Here is a 20100-nt window from a genome sequence, read left to right as displayed (position 1 = left end):
AGGTAAGCGTTGAGCGCTTCTTTTTTAAAGAGGCACTGAGCGCTAGCGCCCGAGCCGCCGCAGTTCAAGCATTGTAGAAAGCCCGATGAACGGCTCAATACATAGAAGCACTAGCGCCAGCGTTGATTTGCGATGGCTTGAAACGCGCAGCCAGCGCATCGGCGCCTGCGCGCAGCAGCAGCATGTCCATGCCCACAGCCACAAACAGCGCGCCCTGGTGCAAGCAGCTTTGCACGCGCTCGGGGCTGGTCACCAAAATACCCGGCGCTTTGCCGCAGCTGCGCACGCGGTGCAAGGCGTCGTCGATGATGGCCGTCATGTCCGGGTGCGTGGAATGCCCTGCGTAGCCCAGGCTGGCCGACAGATCTGCCGGGCCAATGAATACGCCATCGACCCCCTCCACGCTGGCAATTTCTTCCAGATTCACCAGCGCATCGCGCGTTTCCACCTGCACCAGCAGACAAATTTCATGGGCCGCCTTGGCCACATACTCGCTGTCACGTCCAAAGTTAGAGGCGCGCATGCTGCCCCCCATGCCGCGTACCCCTTGCGGTGCGTAGCGCACAGCGTCGACCGCAGCCCGGGCTTCATCGGCGTTTTGCACAAAAGGCAGCAGCAGCGTTTGCGCCCCAATGTCCAGATAGCGCTTGATCAGCACTTTGTCATTCCACGCTGGCCGCACCACCGCCTGTGTAGGTGCGCAGCCTGCGCGCACCTGCGCCGCCGCCACGCCCTGCAGTTGCTGCACCATCTGCGGAACATCAGTGGGCGTGTGCTCGGTGTCCAGCAGCAGCCAGTCAAAGCCACTGCCTGCAACCAGCTCACTCACATAAGGCGAAGGCAGTGTGGACCACAGACCAATTTGTGGCTGGCCTGCTTTAAGGGCACGTTTGAAAAGATTGGGCGTTGGCATGGAGGCACTCCAGAGAAAAAACGACTGCGCTGGAACATAGCAAATGCGCAGCGCAGCCGGAACCATTCACAGTCGCCCACGCAGCATATGGCATGCCCAAGCGGCCACGGCAGGCGCTGGGCACCGCCGTCAGTCACGCATCAGTCGATGTGAGCACCCGAGGCATCCACCACCTTTTTCCAGTGCGCCAGCTCAGCGGGCAAGCTGGCGGCAAAACTGGCGGGGCTCGATTGCACAGGCTCAGCGCCCAGTGTTTTGAGGCGCTCTTGCATCGCCGGGGTGGCCAGCACCTGAGTGATGGCCGTGTACACCTTGTCCACCACCGGCCGGGGTGTGCCAGCCGGGGCCAGCAAGCCGTACCACGATGTGACCGCCAGCTCCTTGAGCACTGCAACCTCAGGGGCCAGCGGCGTGGGCTTGTCAGAGGCCACGCCCAGCACGCGCAGCTTGCCGCTGGTCACAAAGGGCATTACACCGGGAAAGCTGCCAAACGTTACGGGCAACTGGCCCGCCACCACATCGGTGGCCGCAGCGGCTGCGCCCTTGTAAGGCACATGCAGCAAGTCCACACCACGCTGCTTTTTCAGCATCTCTCCCAGCAAGTGGTTGAGCGTGCCATTGCCTGCCGATGCATATTCAACCTTGCCGGGGTGGGCTTTGGCATAGGCCACCAGCTCGTCCAGCGTCTTGGCCGGAAAGTTCGGGTTCACCACCAGCAGATAAGGGGCTACAGCCAGCTGCATCACCGGCGTGAAGTCCTTGATCGGGTCAAACGGCACCCTGGAATACAGCGCCGGGTTGATGGTGTATGCGCTTTGTGCCGTCACCAAAAACGTATAGCCATCGGCAGCACTGCGGGCCACCTGGCTGGTGCCCACATTGCCGTTGGCACCGGGGCGGTTTTCCACAATCACGGGCTGGCCCAGCGAGGTGCCCAGACTTTGCGCCACCGCGCGCGCAATCACATCGTTGGCACCGCCGGGGTTTTGCGGCACGACAAACGTGATGGGCTTGGTGGGCCAGGTGGCCGGTTGTGCCCACGCCAATGGGGCAAGTCCACCCAAAGCCAAAAGGGCGAAAACAGATCTGCGCAGTAAGGGTTTCATAGTCATTTGAGTACGTAGCTGGCCAGCACCGACTGCACTTCGTAGATGCTCAGTTTTTTGTTGAATTGCTTTTGCACGGGTGCCGCCGTGCCGGAAATCCAGATCTTCAACTCCGCATCCAGATCGAAGGTGCCGCCCGTCTCCACACTGAAGTGGGTAATGCTTTTGTACGGCAGCGAGTGATATTCCACCTTGCTGCCGGTGATGCCCTGCTTGTCCACCAGCACCAGTCGCTTGTCTGTAAAGACGAAGTAGTCACGAATCAGCTGGTAGACGTGCTCTATCTTCTCGCCCGGAGCCAGAATTTGCGTAAATTCCGTTTCAAACTTGGCCGCATCCACCTTGGATGCGTTGCCCAGCATGCCATCTAGCAATCCCATTGCAATCCCCTCGCTGCGTGTTGTGACGCGCCAATTTTAGGCAGTGCGAGCAAGAGTGTTGTCACAAAGCGGCCAGCGCTGATCAGGGCTGCATCGATTGCCCTGCAGCCGTACGCGGCACCGCCCAGGGCCAGCATGCATCGACCCATGCGCCCAGACCTATGCCCACCACGTAGGCCAGCAGATCCAGAGGATCAAACCCATTGCCCAGTACCAGATAACCCGGTGTGGTGGCGCGCACGGCCTGAATCCACGGTACCTGGTACAGCTGCAGCAACTCCACCGCAAACGCAATCAGCAAAGCAGCAGCCACCAGCCGCCCGCGCGCCATGGCGGGCCGCAGCCAGGCCATGCACAAGAACACCAGCCATGCCCAGAGCATGTCGCCCGGGTAATTGCCCAGCACCGCAGGAAACGGCGACCAGCCACGGCGCGAAGCCAGTCCCACAGCGATGACCAGCACCGCCAGCAGCGCCAGCCACAAGCGGGAACGAAACACGGAAACGGGCACGGAGTTAGAAGCAGACATCACAGCAAGATTTCAAAACAGATCAACGGGGCGAGCCATGCCCTACAGCCCGAGTGCGCCTAGGCATAGCTGCCAGTACGCGGGCCAATGGCTGGTTGCAGACAAGGCGGTGTCAGAGCATATGCGCGCTGCGGGGCCCGTGCGCCAGCTGGCTGCACTTGAGCGTGACCCACACAAAGCCCAGCAGGCACAGCAAGCTGTAGGGCTGCGACATGGCCAGCACCTGCCAGCCCAGATAAAAGCCCATTTCAGCGCCCCACAGCAAGTCTTGCCACAGCCTTGGCCCAGAAGGAAAGTAGCCCGCCAGCATGTCATGGATTTTCCAGAGCACACCGCCCAGGACAGAAGCCACAGCGATGGTCACCAGCAAAGTGCCTGCTGCCAGCAGCCAGCGGTGACTGCGCAGGCTTTGCGGCAGGCCATAGATGGCCGCCATAGCGACCGAGGCATGCACTGCACAAAACAACGCAATGTATTGAAAGGCATAGGCATCGTGGTACATGAACATGCGATACAAGGCACCAAACACCAGCGTCTGTCCCAGCACTCCATGCAGCAGCCCGTAGACCGCACTGCTGTACAGAAACAGGCTAAAAAAACAGCCCATCCACCCGACAAACCATCGCATACCCAGCCAACCTTGGTGCATAAAAGAGGGCTGATTTCCTCAGCCCATGTTCAAAAAAATACTGAATGCCAGCGCTTACGCTGGCGCACGGCTGCCCGGTGGCAGCAACACCAGCCCTGGTGGCACGCTATCACCCAGGCTGCGTTTTTGGTCTTCGGCCTCCATCTGCACCACCTGCTCGACCAGCGTCACCCAGCGTTCAGGCGCACCTGAAGCGCGCATTTTCTCCAGCACCTGCTGACGCACCGCATCGGGTACATCGCGTGCACGGTCACCCGTCATGCGCGCAATCTGTACAGCCGCAAACATGGAGGTTTCGTTCTTGCGCCAGTCTTGCTGCAGCGTGGCATCCAGAAACTCTTGCGCAGCCGCTGGCGGCATGACCAGATGCGCATTGGCGGCCAGCGGCTGGCGTGCAGCCACGCGCCCAATGGCCCACCAGGTCTGCACGGATTCATCGGGGCGCTTGAGGCGCTGCAGCATCCACTGCCCCATCTCCTGGCGGTAGGACCAGGGCACAGCCTCCATGGCGGCAAACAGGCGCAGCATGTCGTCATAGCTGCCCAAGCTGGCTTTACCGCCACCGCTTGCCACGCTGCGCTGGGTGGTTTGCTGCACAGTCTTTTGCATGGCACCGGCCACGGCTTCCAGCACCTGCATTTGCTGCTCTTCATTCAGACCGGCCGCCACACGGCGCCAAAAGACCCACCACTCCGTCCAGTTGGCGGCCTCTTTGGCGTGGCCCAGACCCTGCTCGTACAGTGACCACACTTGTGCAATCCGCCAGCTATCGAGCTGCGCCCCCACACCGGGGCGCAGGCACCAGCCAGCCAGATTGAACCAGACACGCTCATGGTCTGCGCTGCGGCGGCGGCGCTTGGCACGGGCCAGCAGCGCATCAAACAGGGCCCGCAGCAGGCCCACATCCCAGCCCTCGCGCCCGCCCAGCAATTTCTCCAGCGACTGGCGCAACTGACGCACTTCTTTGCTCGTGACTGCTTGCGCTTGCGTGCCAAAGATACGGTCCAGCTGCGCCACTGCTTGGGGCAATAGGGTGTCGGCTGTTTTCAGGCCTTTTGAGTCTTTTGGGTCTTTTTGGTCTGCAGTGCTTTCTGCATCAGCGTCAGCCGCCGGGTTTTCTTGTGCCGCCTGCCCCACGGCACCACGCACGCTAAAAGGCAGCAACCAGGACTGCGCTGGGTCGGCCACACCGTCTTGAATGCGGGTGCAACGCACTTCCAGCGTGCCCACTTCGGTCATGCAAGCTTGCAACTGCACTTCCACCTGCGCCATGACCTGGCCTTGCGGCGCTGGCAGCACCATGGACAGTGGTGGCAGCTCCACCCAGCCCTCGCCCTCCAGCTTGATCAACTGCCCCGGCTGCATGGGGGCACGGTGCTGGCTGTTAGCCAGCAGCACAAAGCGCACCGCCTGCCCCAGCCGCAATGCAAAACGGCGGCCCGAAAGCACCATGCGCACCCCCTCTGGCGTGCCCCTGGGCAGCAAGCAAAGAATATCCGGGGCTTGCCCGGCCTTGCCGGGCAAGAGCAGCCCATAGCTGCGGGCCGAGCCACCCCCAATCTGCGGCAATATGGCTGTGGCCGCTGTTTGTGCTGACTGCTCGGATGCAGGCAGCCGATCGGTTGCCGGTGCGTGCTCTGCCTGCACCCGTGCCAGCCCATAGGCGGCAGCACCCCGGGCCACGGCCCAGTCAGGATGCGGGTTGTGCAGCACGCGCACGGGACTGCCGCGCCAGTCGCTGAGCTGCTGTGTCAAGCGCTCTACCAGCGCATGGGCGTGAAACACGCCGCCATTGAGCAGCACGGTATCGGGCAAAGCGCCCGCTGCGTGCTGCGCCAGAAACTGCGCCAGATGGCGGCTGATGGCAGCGTCTGCCGGGTACGGCAGACCAAAGCCGCGCAACGCGCCCTGGCGTTTGGCGGGGTGATCGGTCATGGCAGCAGGCGGTAAAAAACCTTCCACCACCCATTGCTGCACCTGCGCCTGTGTGAGCGTGACGGACTGGCTCTGGGCCAGCAAACGGCTGCCGCCCCCCAGCAGCGTGACCGTGACATGCCCGGGTGCATCTTGTGCCAGCAATTGCTCTTTGGCGATCCGGCAGCGCTGCACCAGCTGCGCAAAACGCGCCGCTGGCAAGCGCTGGCCTGCCCCCGCCAGTGCGGGCTCCAGCTGGTGCGCCAGCGCCAGATCCATGTTGTCGCCGCCCAGCATCAGGTGCTCGCCTACGGCAGTGCGCGTCAGCACAGGCAGTTCGCCCTCAGAGTCTGCAGCCTCCACGCGGATCAGTGTCAAATCAGTGGTGCCGCCGCCCACATCCACCACCAGTACCAGACGGCTGTCGGCCAGTTGGGAAGCCAGTTGCTCGCCTTGCAGCAACAGCCAGTCGTGAAAGGCTGCCTTGGGTTCTTCCAGCAAATTCACCTGCTGCAGACCGGCCAGACTGGCGGCCTCCAGCGTCAGTGCGCGCGCGCCCTCATCGAATGAGGCAGGTACGGTGAGCACCACGGTTTGCTGATGCAGCGGTGCACTGGGGTGCTGCCCATCCCACGCGGCTTTGACATGGGCCAGGTACGAAGCGCTGGCTTGCAGCGGCGACACCTTGGCCACATCGTCCCCCGCCCCCCACGGCAGGATGGCGGCCGTGCGATCTACCCCCGTGTGCGAGAGCCAGCTTTTGGCACTGGCCACCAGGCGCATGGGTACAGCAGCGCCCAGATCACGCGCCCAGCGACCAATCACGGCTGGGGTGGCGGCTTCTGCCCCCTGAGGCGGCCACGGCAACTGCCACGCATCACCCAGTTCACCGGGTGCCGCCTGGTAGCGCACCGAAGGCAGCAGCGGCTGCGCCAGCACTTCACCCGCCGTGCTGCGCTGTGCGATCTGGAGCAGGGCAATGTCTTTGGCCGATCCGCCCAGCGGCACGCTGGCCACCACTGTGTGGCTGGTGCCCAGATCAATACCAACAATGAAAGCAGGAGACGGCGGGACTACGGGCATGAAATCTCAATACAAACGGTGCGCGACAGAGGCTGGAATCGTAGCAAGCCCCCTTGCACTGCGTCACCCACGGCAAAGATCGCCCCGTGATTTCTGGTGAAGACAAGCTGCTATTGATTGCTTATCACGCCATGGTTCAAGCTAAGCAGAAAACGAAATAAAGCCTCAACAAGCCAGATTCCCCATCCTCATAAAGTCTTTTGTTGCGCTGAAAATCCCAACTTCTTCCCATAGCCAGTTCGCTGTATTTGCCACAAAGTAATCAATAACCCAAGGCATACGCCCAAACCAAAAATCCAGATGATGCCAGTGACACTGAGCGTGATTTCCGCCCAATTCAGGACAACAGCGACAACCCCGTAATAGCCTACATTCACACAAAGAGATTGTCGAAAAATCAAGTCTGTTCGCCCCATTCCATAGAGGTAGCACTGCAGCATATGACCGATACTAAATACGACATAAAACGGCAATAGCTGCGCTAAAACGTCATGTACAGGGGCTTGATCTTTCACCCCTAGAACTTGGCTGATTAACCAGCCCCACGCTGGAGTTAACAACAGCCAAGACAGCATAGAAAGAACCACGACCATCACATATTTTCCCCGGCGGAGAGCTAGTTCACCACGGGTATTTGCAACGTCTTGCTGCACTACTTTCCCCAAAGCCAAAATCGGAAGCAACAACCAACCCCAAATGATTTGATTGGCATTCCAATACACGGGCGCGGAGCCACTGTGATTAATCAAACGAAGAATGACCCATGCGTAAACCAGATTTCGCAGCGCAGCCTCGCATCCACAATAGCCAGCAACACGCAGCCATGGCTTAAACCAGTCAATAGAGTTTCGCCAACCAGAAAGGCTGAGCAGACCCAGCCGACGCAGCAACATAAAGGCAAACACAAACAACGAAGTACCAACGATTAAGTTGGTCAGTGCAACCCCGATAACACCCAGTTGCAACGCCCCAGGTAACTGGGAAACCAGCCAGCCATCACAAACGATGGTAAGTACCGTGCGCATAATCACCATCGCTGTGATCCAGCGGTACAAAGACATTGCGGTCAGCACCACCAAGGCCACATCATTCAAAGTACCGACCATGAATGAAAGCGCCTCAAGTCGTATGAAGCGTATCGCAACGTCCCGCCCCACCGTTTGCTGCTGCATAGCCTCCAGCAGGTCTGGAGCAAAAAACCAAACGCTTACCGTTGCGAAGCTGTACAGCAAAAAACTGGCAACAAAAGCACTTGAAACGCGTTGTTTAAGCTGAACCACTTGGTGCAAAACTTGTCCAAAGAAATAATAAAGCGGTATCAGCAACGCCTCTGAAAGCACTTCATAAATCAACCCCAACCACACCGATTGCGCAGCAATATTTATATGACTGGTATCAGGCGCTTTATTAAGAAAAAAAACGCGTAGTGTGGTGTAAAGGGATGGCACAACAAGCATTGCCAGCAAGCTCAACCAAAGCTTGTAATTGATAGTGCGCACGCATCCACTCCTTATTCTTTGTTATTAGCGATGCTCTGCTTGTTGATCGACATCGAGCGCTTGATTCAAATCTAACGATTTTCTACCTTTCTCACACCACGCCAGCAAACGAGATCACGTACTTCTACAACAGCTGCGCGCGCAGGCGTCGCGCACCACTTCGTGGAAGCCCCTCATATTTCCGGCAGCTGTTTGAACACAGCGCTGCAAGCGCGCAGTGAGTTCTGCCGGAAGCCGTCGGCAGACGCGCTTCTTTGGTGACTTTCTTGTCGCGAACAAGAAAGTTACTCGCCCGCCGGGGCGATTACCGGCCTCTGCCAACAACATCACAGCAACAACAAAAACAGAACTCCCTGCGCAAGCCACACGCGCGCCAGAACCTCAAAACGCCCATAAAACAAAAAAGCCCACTGACCATCGGCCAGCAGGCTTTGCAACCACATCAACCGTTGGATTCAACCGCTGAAGCGATGAGGAAGATCAAGCCTCGTCAGCAGTCTCCGCACGCACATCAAACTCCACCTTCCAGCGGTCTGTGCCGCCGACTGGAACCGCATTCAATTGCAGCGTCCCGATATCGGTCACCCGTGCCTCCAAAGTCACAGGCACAACCTCTCCGGCAGCACGGCCAGCAGCGGGCAGGTTCAACTCAATTTCCTGCAGTTCCACCAGTTCTTCGGGGCCCCAGAAGTCCAGCATGGTGCCGACCCCATCTGCACGGCGCACGGATGAGCCAAAGAAGCGCAAGCGCACAGGTTCGCCCACCACCAGGCCCAGCTCCAAGTCGCTCAACGCAACCTCAGTGCCCTCTTCCATGCCAAACGGTGCCAGACACAGGGCAGACATGGGTGGCTCCATGCCGGGAATGGCGGGCATGTTCGATTCCACGCCCACGTAGTACGACTGCGCCGTGCCGCCACGGATGCGCACACCGCGGCCAGTGGTGCTGATGTGGCCGTAATAGGCCGCACCACGGGCCACGGCCAGGTCAAGATTGGCACCGACAAGCAAACGGGCGGGCTCGCAGGCCTCGTCGTCCAGCCAGCCATTGATGACTTCCAGAATGCGCTGCTCAATCTGCGGAGCCTTGAGCACGCCGCCGTTGAACAAAATGGCCGTCGGGTGCAGGAAGGTAGAGCCTTGCACCTGATCGACATTCAGGCCGTCAATATCCTGCAGGGCATTCACCTGGCGGCTGAGGAAGGCGGCCAGATGGCGTGTGACTGCCGCGTCTTGCGCATACGGCAGGCCCAGCTGTGTAAGCGCAGCGCGAGCACGGGTTTGGGGCTTGTCGGAGACAGCCACTTTGGGAAAGAAGCCCTCCACCAGCATGGCCAGCACTTCCTGGCGCGTGACTTCGGTACGGATGGAGCCACCGATGAGCTTGCTGCCCCGGCTAGGCACCACCACGGGCACGGATTGCAAGGTACCGTCGGCCAGCAACTGCTCCTTGGCAGCGCGACAGCCATGCGAGAGGGCTCGGGTTTGCCATGCGTCCAGTTGCTTGCCCTCAGCGGCCAGCTTGCGGGCCACGCCATAGGCCAGCGCCAGGTCCATGTTGTCGCCGCCCAGCAAGATGTGCTCGCCCACGGCAATGCGCTGCAGCTCCAGACTGCCATCGCGCTCCAGCACGGCGATGAGCGACAGGTCGGTGGTGCCACCACCCACGTCCACCACCAGGATCACATCACCGTGCTTGACTTGCTTGCGCCAGTCGCCGCCGCTGGCCTGAATCCAGCTGTACAGCGCGGCTTGGGGTTCTTCCAGCAGGGTCAGGTGATGAAAACCCGCAGCCTTGCAGGCCTCGGCCGTCAGCTCGCGTGCGGCAGGGTCGAACGAGGCGGGGATGGTGACGGTAATGTCTTGCTGCGCAAATGGGGCCTCGGGGTGCGCTTGCTCCCACGCCCAGCGCAGGTGCTCCAGATAGCGAATCGACGCTGTCAGCGGCGAGATACGGCTGACTTCTTCTGGCGCGTCAGGCGGCAAGATGCCAGCGCGGCGGTCCACACCGGGGTGGCACAGCCAGCTTTTAGCGCTGCTGACCAGGCGGATGGGCGTGGCCGCGCCGCGTGTGCGGGCGAATTCACCCGTGATGTAGCCGGCCGCGGGGGCGCCGGGCAGGGTGCGCTCGGCTTCGGTCAGCTCACTGTCATGCGGCAGGTACAGAAATGACGGCAACAGGGGCTTGGCTTCGACACTGGCTGGCGCAGTGAGCTGCGGCACGTTGAGCACGCCTTGCACGACTTTTTCACCATCACTGGCGGTTTTATCGACAAACGACAGCGCACAGTGCGTGGTGCCAAGGTCAATACCAATGCTGTATTGGGCTGTGCCAGCTGGCAAGCCGTTTTGGCTGTTAGCGCTTGCTGGGTTTGCATGGGCTGCGCCGGTATGCGCATCTGCAACAGGTCCAGCAGACGATGCGGCGGCGTTGCCTGAAGCGGCAATCGAGGCAAACATGTTCATGGTTTACAGCTCCACTTCGGCTTGCGCGATGACCTTGGCCGCTTGCGTGTCGGTCAGCTGGGGCAACTTCACCTCAGTGACCTGCCAGCCCCGGTGGCCCAAGGTTCCGGTAAACGGTGCCTGCCCGAGCACATTGCCAGTCAGGCGCACGGCGGCGGCGTCAAAGCCGGCCTCCAGCGTCACGCGAGTGCCTTCTGCCTCCACGCGCACAGGCTGGATGGCGAAGTGCTCACGCAGCACCTTGCGGCAGCCTTCGTGCACCACGCGGGCTGCGGCACCAATTTCGGCATCGGTATAAGGGGCCACGTCTTCCTGAATGAAGTCCACAAAACGCGCTTCGCGCTGCATCAGACCCAGCAGTTGCAGCGCGGCAGTGCTGGTGGGCACTTCAATGGTTTTTTCGATCAGCTTTTCGACGGGAACCTCGACCCGTTTTTCCACGGTTTTCTCGACGATCTTTTCTACGGGTACTTCCACGCGCACTTCGACAATTTTCTCGACGGGCACTTCAACGCGGATTTCCTGAGGTGCCACATCGGCGGCCAGGGCTTCGCCATTGCGCACGCGGGCCACGTCAGCGGCCAGGCGGCCATTGCCCAAGATGGCAAAGAAACTGCCGATCGCAATAGCGATGCGACTGAGAAACGAGGGAGGGGTGTGGGATGTCATGGACATGGTTCTCGAAACACTTCGCACAAGACCACCAGCTCAAAGGCGTGGGCTTGCACGAACAAATAGGTGCCGGGCAAAGGTAGATGCGCTGACCGCGCGCGCCCGCAGGGGAGCCGATGTTACCCAAAGCTGTATGCCTTGCTGCGGGGCAAGGTATCCCCACGCAAGCGAATGTCGCACTGCAACATGCTGAAAAGCAATGCCCCCGATAATGTGTGCCCACCATGCACTCCACGCTTGCACCATCCGCCACCGCCCTGCGCCGCACTGCCTTGACCGCAGCGCCACAGTCGCGTGCCTGCGTTTTGCGCCGCCAGCATGCGCAAAGCCATGGTGTTCCAACGGCATTCATCAGTCTCAGTGGCGTTACGGCCATGCTTTCCGCCGCCGTGCGGAAGGTGTAAGACCACACACTCTCTCCTCCGCACGGCATCAACCTCTTGCAACCGCAAGGGCGCATACACACCGCTACGGCCCCACTACGTCTGTACAGACACCGCCTAGCCACGCCATGCGCCCGTTCTCATTCACCCGGAATGGACGAGCTTGACCCATGGACATGGAACTGACCCAAACTTTTCTGCGCGGCAAAAATCCCTGCGCTGCTGGCTACCGCTGGTTTGTACGCAATGACCTCAGTGGCAAGGACTACCAAAGCGCCATGGACACCCAGGTGGCCGCCGGACGCATTGAGGACGCACGCTGGCTGCTGGAGAACTTTGGCGCTACCCACTCGGTGCTGGAGCTGGAGCATCTGGAGGCCGAGCACTTTGTCTTTGCCGGCACGCTGATCGTGCACGGTGATGTGCGCGTGCCCGGGCAGTTGCTGGTGGGAGGCAAACTGCAGGTGGGGGCTGGCATTCGCGCAGGCACAGTGGAGGTGGGCGGAGACATTCAAAGCGGTGGTGCCATTTTTTGCGACAGCCTGCTCAAGGCGGGCGGCACCATCAAAACGGCCTGGAGCGTGGAGGTGCAAGGCGACGTGTATGCCGAATCGCTGCGCACCGGCTGGGAGCTGCGCTGCGGGGGCAAGGTGCAGTTGCAGGGCGATGCCATCATTGGCCGCGAGGTACAGGTGCAAGGCATGCTGCAATGCACCAAAGGCCTGCGTGCAGGGGGCGATGTCTGCGTGCAAGGCTTGCTGGACGTTGGCCAGGGCATCGCCACGCAAGGCGAAGTGAACTGCGGCAACCACATTCAGGCGGGCTGGGGCATCAAGACGCTGGGAGATCTGCGCGCCGCTTGCAGCATTCGGGCTGGCGAGAGCTTGCAGGCCGATGGAGAAATCAGCGCGGGCGAAGGCTATGGCGTATTTGCGGGCATGAATGTACAGATGCAGGCATGGCCCGATTGCGCCTGGGTACGCGCCCTGCGCAAACCACAGGGGCTGGTCAGCGGCTGGTGGGAAGACGCCGCCGCCTGCCCTGCATAAGAGAACGCACACGCACCTTTCTGGTGCACAGCTGCTTTGCCAGCGTGCGTCCTTGTGGTTCGTTGTGCCTGGCTGTGCCTCCGCCAGCGCTGCTACGCACCCCCTTGATCTTCGCGTGCGCCCACAGGCGGCACCTCGGGCCACCTGCACCCGCCCACACAACGGCCCCAGCGGCCCCAACGGAAGATTGGCAGGCGTGCAGCGCTGCACGCGCTGGCAACTGCTGCCAAGCCCTGGCTGCAACGGCCCTGGGGCTAGGTGTAACACCTTAGTCATACATCCAGCGCATGACCTTCTTCCATTTCATCGTTATGCCGCAACGGGCAATTGCCAGATAGTTGACGCAAGTGCTTGACACTCCCTACAGCGCGCACCCCTTGCCTCTCAGGTTTTCACCAACCGGCACGGAGATTGCTCAGCCCCCACCATGGAGATTTTTCTTATGCGTTTCTTGTCTGCCCGTTTGACCCTGGCCTGTGCCGCCGTGCTCTCCGCTTTCAGCGTGCAGGCACAAACTGCCACCACACTGGAGAAAATTCAGCAGCAAGGCAAGGTGGTGATTGGTGTGCGAGAAAGCTCAGCGCCCATGGCCTACGCGCTGGGCTCCAACGCCCAATTTGTGGGCTATCACGTAGAGCTGTGCGAAAAGGTGCTGGGCCAGATCGTGCCCAAGGCCAAGATTGAGTACATGGCCATGACGGCACAAAACACCTTGCCTCTGGTGCAAAACGGCACCGTGGATCTGGGCTGCGGCCCCACCACCAACAATCTGAGCCGTCAAAAGCAGGTTTCTTTTGCTGTGACCACCTACGTCAGCGAAGTGCGCATGGCTGTGCGTGCTGACTCGCCTGTTACCTCGTTCAAGCAGCTCGATGGCAAGACCGTGGCCGCCTCTGCAGGCACCACCGCCGTGCAATTGCTGCGCAAATATGCCCGCGACAACAACGTGAATCTGCCCACGCAACTGGGCAAAGACCACTTTGAAAGTTTCATGATGCTGGAAGCAGGCCGCGCTGATGCCTTCGTGCTGGATGACAACCTGCTGGCTGGCGTGATTGCCAATTCCAAGGACCCCAAGGGCTACAAAATTGTGGGTGAAGTGCTGGGTGCTGAGCCCATTGCACTGCTGTTTCGCAAAGATGACCCAGCCTTCAAAAAGGCGGTGGACGATGCCCTGGTCGGCATGATGAAGTCGGGCGAAGTGGCCAAGATTTATGACAAGTGGTTTGTACAGCCCATTCCGCCCAAGAACATGTCTCTGAGCCTGCCCATGAGCGACACGCTCAAAGGACTGCTGCAAGCGCCTAACGACAAGCCGCTGGAAGCCTACGCTTCCTAAGCCCACCGCATGAACGGCCTGCCCCGGTACAACCTTGGCAGGCCGTTGTCTTTTTCAAATACCACGGCATAAAAATTGCAGCACCCCAGCCAAGCGCCAAGGGCCGTGCAGCATGCGCACAGGCCCCGCGCAGCCACACTGCAAACACTGAAAGGAATTGCATCATGATGCAACGTCGCCACTTCATGCTCGGAAGCGCCGCCGCGCTGGGCTTGCCAGCCGTATGGGCACAAAGCCCCTGGCCCCAGAAACCTGTACGGGTGGTGATCCCGTATGTTGCCGGCGGGGTGACGGACAGCGTGGGCCGCAAGCTCATGGACAAGATGAGTCATGCGCTGGGGCAAAGCTTTGTCGTGGAAAACAAGGGCGGTGCTGGGGGTACGGTGGGCATGGCCGAAGTGGCCAAGGCCGCCCCTGATGGATACACGCTGGCGCTCAGCGCCATCAGCCCACTGACGCTGTCACCACACCTGATGAAGCTGTCGTACGACCCTTTCAAAGACATCACGGCGGTCGTGCCGATGATGTATTCGCCCGTCTACGTGCTGGCAACCACCGCCTTCAAGGGCAGCAGCTGGCAAGAGCTGATTGCGCAGGCCAAGGCCAGCCCGGGCAGCATCCGGATTGCCACCTCGGGCGTGGGCTCGGTGGGGCACATCATGGTCGAGCAGATTCAGGCCAAGACCGGCGCGCAGTTCATCCATGTGCCTTACAAAGGCGTAGCACAGACGGTGACCGATGCGGTGGGCGCGCATTTTGAAATCATGCTGGGCAACCCGTTCCCCACCGTCAACAGCCTGATCGAACAAGGCAAGCTGCGCGTACTGGCCACCACCGGCCCGCAGCGGGCACCCAACCAGCCCAAAGCCGCCACGCTGGCCGAGCTGGGAGTACCCGAGGCCAACCTGACCTCCATGTTCGGCTTCATGGCACCGGCAGGCACGCCAGCAGCAGTGGTGGAAAAGCTCAATGCCGTGGTGCAGCAGCAGGTGCAGACCCCGGAGATTCAGGAAATTTTGAAAGCCACAGACAACGTCGCCTTGCTGCAAGACAGTGCCGCTTTTGGCGAGTTGCTGCGCAAGGAAAGCGAAAACAACGCAGCCATCATCAAGAAAGCCGGCATCCGGCTTTGAGCGTTGTGGGCACATCGCAGGGTACCGACTGCAAGCTTGCAGGCCGGATACAGCCTTGCAGACAAGGTGATCTGCTTGTTTCACCCTGTCGTGCCCACACCCACACCTGCAATGGCCGGAGGACACAGGTGTAACGACGCTGGCCCTACTTGGTGAGCTGGCTGCAATGCACACCACCCGATGCCTCACTCGTGGCGCAGTGCACTCAAACGCTGCAGGGCTAAGGCATTGAAAATGCCTTTACTTAAAAGCCGCAAAAGCTGCAGCACCCAGCCACTGTGCTGCAGCTTTTGCGTCAGCCTGCTGCCGCTGCGCTGCTTGGCGCAGTCTCCTGCACCTGCTGCGTCCAGCCGCCACCAAGCACCGTGAACAGCGTGGCAAGGGCAATCTGCCTCTGCGTAGAGGTTTCAATGAGCGACATGCGGTTGGAGAAATCACTGCGCTGGGCATCAAGATACCGCAGCTGGCTATCCACCCCTGCTCGCCAGCGAGCCTCGGCCAGTCGAAGAGACTCCATGCCTGACTGGGCCAGCTGCTCGCGCGCGCTCTCTTCACGCCGCAGGGTATCGGTCGCAGCCAGCGCATCAGCAACCTCGCGAAAGGCGGTCTGGACCGTGCCTTCATAGGCAGCGACTGCGCTATCGCGCCGCAGCGTTGCGAGCTCCAGATTGGCGCGGTTACGACCACCATCGAAGATCGGCAAATGGATCTGTGGCGTGAACGACCAGGCGCGCTGCCCCCCGGAGAAAAGGTCCGACAGCTCGGCACTCGAAGAACCGAACAGGCCGGTGAGTGAAATGCGCGGGAAAAACGCTGCACGCGCCGCCCCGATGCTGGCGTTGCGCGCCTGCAGCCGATGTTCGGCGGCTTTGATGTCAGGGCGATAGTTCAGCAGTTCAGAAGGCGCTCCCACCGCAATGTCCTGAACCAGCAATGTCGCAGTGCTCGGACTATCAGGCAGGGCAACCGCGGCATCCCCCACCAGCAGCCCTAAAGCATGGCTGGCCTGACGCACTTGCCGCTCTACGCTAGCCTGCTCAGCCCTTGCCTGCGCAGCCAGACCCAGGGCATCTTGGTACTCCAGCGCCGTCGCAGCACCCGCCTCACGGCGATGCTTTATCAGCGTCAGGCCAGCTTCACGCGCCTTCAGGGTGCTGGATGTGAGTGACAGCCGGTGCAGCGCACCATCACGTGTCACGTACGCCTGAATGACTTCAGACACCAGACTGATCTGCACGGAGCGGGCAGCCTCTTCGGTCGCCAGATACTCCTGGAGCGCAGCGTCCGACAGGCTGCGAACACGCCCCCACAGATCCAGCTCGAAAGCGGCAAGCCCTATGCCCGCCTGGTAGGAAGATTGCACCTGCGAACTGCCGGTGCTGCTCAGATCTGCAGGGGTACGCTGCCGTGCCCCGTTGCCCTGCAACCCCACAGCAGGCAAGCGATCCGCGCGCTCAACACGATAGGTGGCGCGTGCGGCCTCCACATCCAGCAAGGTTTGACGCAAGTTGCGATTGTTCGCCAGGGACTGCGTGACCAAGCCGCGCAGCGTGTCATCGGTGACAAACGACTGCCACTGCAGCGATGCAGCCGCAGAAACTGCGGACACATCCGACGGGTTTTGCACGGTGCTCCACTGCGCAGGAAGACTCACGTCTGGCCGCTGGTGTGCAGGGGCAAACGAGCAACCGGCTAAAAGCACGCTCAAAGTGAGCACTGCCAAAGTTGCTGGCGTGCGTTCAAGGTTCAATATGTTCATGTCGGTCAATCTCCTGCTGCATCGGCCGCAGGTTGGTGGGAGGTGGAAGTCGACGCGCTGGCTCCGGTCGACTTACGGCCTTGAAAGCGTGACAGCACCCAGACAAAGAAGATCGGTACAAACAGCACACCCAGCACCGTTGCCGTAAGCATGCCGCCAATCACCCCGGTGCCAATGGCACGCTGGCTGGCCGCGCCGGCCCCTGAAGCAATAGCCAGTGGCACCACCCCCAAAATGAAGGCCAGCGACGTCATCACGATCGGTCGAAAACGCAGGCGCGCAGCTTCGATGGCTGCCTCCGCCAAGCCCATGCCTTGCTCGCGCAGGCTCTTGGCAAATTCCACAATCAAAATCGCGTTCTTCGCGGCAAGGCCGATGATCGTAATCAGCCCCACCTTGAAGTACACATCGTTGGGCATGCCCAAGGCCGTCACCGCCAGTACGGAGCCCAGGGCACCCACAGGCACCACCAGCATTACTGCAGCAGGAATGGCCCAGCTCTCATACAAAGCGACCAGCAGCAAAAACACCACCACAAATGACAGCACAAGCAGCACAGGAGCCTGCGCACCGGCAGAGCGCTCCTGCAGGGACAGTCCGGTCCACTCGTAACCAATACCCGGTGGCAATTCATGCATGAAGCGCTCCAGCTCTGCCATGGCCTCCCCGGTACTGCGTCCAGGGGCAGCATCGCCCGATATCTTGAAGGCCGGATAACCGTTGTAGCGTGCAATCTGCACGGGACCGGTCTCCCAGACCGTCGTAGCAAAGGCGGACAGCGGCACCTGCTCGCCGCGTGCATTTGGCACATGCAAGGTGAGCAAGGATTCTGGCGTCATGCGGCTGGCCATGTCGGCCTGCACGACCACACGCTGCAAGCGCCCTTGATTGGCGAAGTCCGCCGCCACAGCTGAGCCATAGGCTGTTGAGAGGGCCGCGCTGATGGTGCCGTAGTTCACACCCAGTGCTTGCGCCTTCTCGCGGTCAATGTCCAGACGCAGCTGGGGTGCATCCTGCAGGCCTTCCATCATGGCGTAGAGGAACATGGGCGAGGTGTTGGCCTGCTGCAGCAGCTTGTCACGTGCCGCAGTCAGCGCTTGACGGCCCACACCGCCACGGTCTTGCAGCCGCAGGGCGAAACCGCTGGCATTGCCCAGACCTTCGATGGGCGGAGGAGACACCGCCATGACGCTGGCGTCGGTCATGCCCGCAAAGTGCGCGTTGAATGCCGCCACTTCATCGTCAGCCGACTGACCCGCTGCGCGCACAGACCAATCCTTGAGCACCGGAAACCCAATGGCCGCATTTTGACCTGTGCCAGAAAAACTGAACCCCATCACCATCGCGGTGGACTCTGTGGCTGGACGCGAGAGCAGGTACTCATCGATCGACTTCACGACCTGCTCGGTGCGCGCATGCGTCGCACCGGGGGGCAGTTGCACGTCCACGATGTAGTAGCCCTGATCTTCGGAAGGAACGAACGATTCGGGCAACCGGGTGTACACAAATGCCAGCAGAGCGACGACAGCCAGATACACCAGCATGTAGCGGCCGCTGCGCTGCACCAGACGCGTATTGAGCCATGTGTAGCGCTCAGTCAGCGCACCAAATCTGCGGTTGAACCAGCCAAAGAAACCACGCTTCTCGTCATGGTGACCTGCAGGAATGGGCTTGAGCAGCGTCGCGCACAGTGCAGGCGTCAGGGTCAGCGCCAGGAAGCCAGAAAACAGAATGGAGACGGCCAGCGACAGCGAGAACTGTTGATAGATCACCCCCACCGATCCGCTCATGAAAGCCAGCGGCAAGAACACAGCCGACAGCACCAGCGTGATGCCCACAATGGCACCCGAGACCTGCCCCATGGCCTTGATGGTTGCCTGTTTGGGGGGCAGGCCCTCATTGGCCATGATGCGTTCCACGTTCTCCACCACCACAATGGCATCGTCCACCAAAATACCGATGGCCAGCACCATGCCGAACATCGTCATCATGTTGACGGAAAAGCCCAGCGCATACATCACCGCCAGCGTGCCTGCCAGACACACCGGCACCACGATGGCGGGAATGGTGGTGTAGCGGAAGTTCTGCAGGAACAGGAACATCACAACGAACACCAGCAAGGCCGCTTCCACCAATGTCTGAATGACCTTGGTGATTGCCACGTCCACGAAACGCGATGTGTCGTAAGGCACGGCATATTCAATATCGGCGGGGAAGTCTTTGGACAGCTCCGCCAGCCGCTCCTTGACGGCTTGTGCCGTCTGCAGTGCATTGGCCCCGGGTGCCAGCTGCACAGCGGCACCCACAGCCTTTTTGCCACTCTCCAGCATCTCGAAACTGTAGTCCTGCCGGCCCACATCGATACGAGCCACCTGACTCAAGGTGACCTGTGAGCCGTCTGGGTTGGCGCGCAGCACGATACGCCCAAATGCTTCGGGCGACTCCAGCATGCCCTGCACGGCAATCGTGGCCGACAGCTCCTGCTCGGGCGTGCCCGGACGTGCGCCAAAGCTGCCTGCTGGCACCTGCACGTTTTGCGCTGCAATCGCCGTATTGACATCGGCGATCGACAATCCATAACCCAGCAGCTTTTGCGGATCAACCCAGATCCGCATGGCGGCCTCGGCAGCAAAAAACTGCACTTTCCCCACGCCCGGCAGACGCCTGACTTCTGGATTGATCTTGCGTGCAGCGTAATCGGCCAGACCCACTACATCCTTGGTGGAATGGCTGTCCTTGTAGGCCAGCGTATAGATCATCAGAAAACCTGAGCTGGCCTGCTCAATCTGCAAGCCTTGCTGTGTCACTTCGCGCGGCAGGCGCGACTCAGCCTTCTTGATGCGGTTTTGCACATCCACCTGGGCCTGATCGGGATCAGTGCCGGGCGCGAAGGTGGCGGTGATCTCCGCCATCCCCGAAGAGCTGCTGGACGACTCGTAGTACATCAGCCCTTTGGAGCCATTGAGCTCTTCTTCGATCACGCTGGTGACCGAGTCGACCAGCGTTGAAGCCGACGCGCCCGGATAGGTGGCGGAAATCGTCACCTGTGGTGGCGCCACGGTCGGGTACTGCGAGACCGGCAGCGCGGGGATAGCCAGCAAGCCAGCCAGCGTGATGAAAATGGCGACCACCCACGCGAAGTTGGGGCGGTCAATAAAGAAACGGGGCATGTCGGGTCCTAGGACACGCAAATGTTCAGCGCAGGGCAGTCACAATCCGCGACAGG

15 protein-coding genes are annotated in these 20100 nt (G+C 60.7%); 4 read left to right on the top strand and 11 right to left on the bottom strand.

All coding sequences use genetic code 11. The annotated features are described in order from the left end of the window. Positions 1-94 precede the first annotated feature (94 nt). From IB213_RS01595 to IB213_RS01555, 9 genes are all read right to left on the bottom strand, one after another. Positions 95-913 carry an aldolase/citrate lyase family protein gene (locus IB213_RS01595; RefSeq protein ID WP_191722605.1) on the bottom strand — a complete coding sequence of 273 codons (819 nt, stop codon included), beginning with the start codon at positions 911-913 and terminating at the stop codon, positions 95-97. A gap of 140 nt (positions 914-1053) precedes the next feature. Beyond that, the gene (locus IB213_RS01590) at positions 1054-2025 is read right to left on the bottom strand and encodes a Bug family tripartite tricarboxylate transporter substrate binding protein (protein WP_370551132.1); all 972 of its coding nucleotides are present in this window, start codon (positions 2023-2025) and stop codon (positions 1054-1056) included. After that, a complete protein-coding gene (locus IB213_RS01585) occupies positions 2022-2399 on the bottom strand; it encodes a PH domain-containing protein (protein ID WP_192405179.1) in 378 nt (125 codons plus the stop codon). Before IB213_RS01585 ends, IB213_RS01590 begins: the two co-directional genes overlap by 4 nt. 82 nt (positions 2400-2481) lie before the next feature. Next, the gene (locus IB213_RS01580) at positions 2482-2928 is read right to left on the bottom strand and encodes a DUF2809 domain-containing protein (RefSeq protein WP_192405178.1); all 447 of its coding nucleotides are present in this window, start codon (positions 2926-2928) and stop codon (positions 2482-2484) included. A 112-nt stretch (positions 2929-3040) separates the two neighbouring features. After that, complete coding sequence (locus IB213_RS01575) at positions 3041-3556, bottom strand: hypothetical protein (protein ID WP_192405177.1); 516 nt, start codon at positions 3554-3556, stop codon at positions 3041-3043. Between the two features lie 75 nt (positions 3557-3631). Then, positions 3632-6574, bottom strand: a complete 2943-nt coding sequence (locus IB213_RS01570) for an Hsp70 family protein (RefSeq protein ID WP_192405176.1) — start codon at positions 6572-6574, stop codon at positions 3632-3634. 188 nt (positions 6575-6762) lie between these two features. Next, positions 6763-8073: an MATE family Na+-driven efflux transporter gene (locus IB213_RS01565; RefSeq protein ID WP_192405175.1), complete on the bottom strand. Its 1311-nt coding sequence runs from the start codon at positions 8071-8073 to the stop codon at positions 6763-6765. A gap of 480 nt (positions 8074-8553) precedes the next feature. Beyond that, positions 8554-10539, bottom strand: a complete 1986-nt coding sequence (locus tag IB213_RS01560; RefSeq protein ID WP_192405174.1) for an Hsp70 family protein — start codon at positions 10537-10539, stop codon at positions 8554-8556. 3 nt (positions 10540-10542) lie between these two features. Beyond that, a complete protein-coding gene (locus IB213_RS01555; protein ID WP_192405173.1) occupies positions 10543-11208 on the bottom strand; it encodes a DUF2760 domain-containing protein in 666 nt (221 codons plus the stop codon). A gap of 227 nt (positions 11209-11435) precedes the next feature. Here IB213_RS01555 and IB213_RS01550 point away from each other — a divergent pair, with 227 nt between their 5' ends. From IB213_RS01550 to IB213_RS01535, 4 genes are all read left to right on the top strand, one after another. Next, complete coding sequence (locus IB213_RS01550) at positions 11436-11615, top strand: hypothetical protein (RefSeq protein WP_191722597.1); 180 nt, start codon at positions 11436-11438, stop codon at positions 11613-11615. Positions 11616-11770: 155 nt separating this feature from the next. Continuing rightward, complete coding sequence (locus IB213_RS01545) at positions 11771-12643, top strand: FapA family protein (protein WP_225560918.1); 873 nt, start codon at positions 11771-11773, stop codon at positions 12641-12643. Positions 12644-13085: 442 nt separating this feature from the next. After that, positions 13086-13982 (top strand): transporter substrate-binding domain-containing protein, encoded by an 897-nt coding sequence (locus IB213_RS01540; RefSeq protein WP_191722595.1) that lies wholly within the window; start codon positions 13086-13088, stop codon positions 13980-13982. Between the two features lie 164 nt (positions 13983-14146). Further along, positions 14147-15115, top strand: coding sequence for a tripartite tricarboxylate transporter substrate binding protein (locus IB213_RS01535; protein ID WP_192405171.1), 969 nt, complete (start codon positions 14147-14149; stop codon positions 15113-15115). Positions 15116-15410: 295 nt separating this feature from the next. Here the strand turns inward: IB213_RS01535 and IB213_RS01530 are convergent, their stop codons facing one another. Continuing rightward, on the bottom strand, positions 15411-16865 hold the full coding sequence (locus IB213_RS01530; protein WP_370551168.1) for an efflux transporter outer membrane subunit: 1455 nt from the start codon (positions 16863-16865) through the stop codon (positions 15411-15413). A gap of 14 nt (positions 16866-16879) precedes the next feature. Then, positions 16880-20044: an efflux RND transporter permease subunit gene (locus tag IB213_RS01525; RefSeq protein ID WP_192405169.1), complete on the bottom strand. Its 3165-nt coding sequence runs from the start codon at positions 20042-20044 to the stop codon at positions 16880-16882. Between the last annotated feature and the right edge of the window lie 56 nt (positions 20045-20100).

The organism is Comamonas sp. CMM02 (genome assembly GCF_014851485.1).
Lineage (GTDB): Bacteria > Pseudomonadota > Gammaproteobacteria > Burkholderiales > Burkholderiaceae_C > Comamonas > Comamonas avium.
Note: the sequence above shows the minus strand (reverse complement) of the source record. Positions and strands in the feature narration are given on the sequence as shown.